Origin of the sequence: Acetobacter okinawensis, from assembly GCF_002153655.1 — a bacterium.
Taxonomy (GTDB): Bacteria; Pseudomonadota; Alphaproteobacteria; order Acetobacterales; family Acetobacteraceae; genus Acetobacter; species Acetobacter okinawensis_A.
The window spans coordinates 1-839 of the sequence record NZ_JOPJ01000118.1 but is presented as its reverse complement, the minus strand read 5'-3'; the positions used below and the strand labels follow the sequence as shown (position 1 = coordinate 839).

The following is an 839-nucleotide window of genomic DNA, read 5'->3' as shown; positions in this document are numbered from 1 at the left end:
ATTCAGGCGCACAAGAAAACCATTACGTTTTTACAAACCGGGGCCACGCTCCAGATCAAAACTTTCTCGCCTGACGTCATGACCGGCGTAAAACCTGCTGGCGTGCTGGTTGATGAAGAGCACGTTATTGCGGAAAAATCTGATGCCTCGCGGGTCATGGGGCAGATACGCGGAGGCATGATCAGCCAGCCAGAGGCTTTCCTGCTGATCATCACAACACAGAGTGAAAAACCACCGCGCGGTGTTTTCAAGGCAGATCTGATGAAAGCCCGATCTATCCGTGAAGGTGAGGTGCAGGGACATACACTGCCAATCCTCTATGAGTTCCCCGAGGATCTGCAAAAAATCTCAACCATACCTGGTGAGCCCGCCCCTTGGGAAAATTCATCATGCTGGCACATGGTTCTACCAAACGCAGGGCGATCAATTACGGTAGAGCGGTTAAAAGAGGATTATGCTGAGGCCAAGGCTGCTGGTCTGGAGGAACTGACACGATGGGCTTCTCAGCACCTGAATGTGGAAATCGGCCTGGCACTGCGGAATGACCGCTGGGCGGGTGCAGACTACTGGATGGATCAAGCAGACAATGAGTTGACGCTTGAAGAAATCCAGACCCGATCAGACGTGATCGTGGCCGGAATTGATGGGGGCGGTCTGGATGACATGCTTTCCCTGGTCATCATGGGGCGCGATAGCATTACTGCTGAATGGCTCTGCTGGTCCCGTAGCTGGGTCAACCATAATGTTCTGGAAATCCGCAAGAAAGAGGCAAGCCAGTTTCTGGATTTTGAGAAGCAGGGCGACCTGTGGGTCATGAAAGACCCATGCGCCGATATTGA

The 839-nt window shown here is 52.8% G+C and carries 1 pseudogene; it reads left to right on the top strand.

Going from position 1 to position 839, the window contains the following annotated elements:
- Positions 1–839 (top strand): annotated as a pseudogene (locus tag HK26_RS13680) (terminase large subunit); the annotation flags it as partial.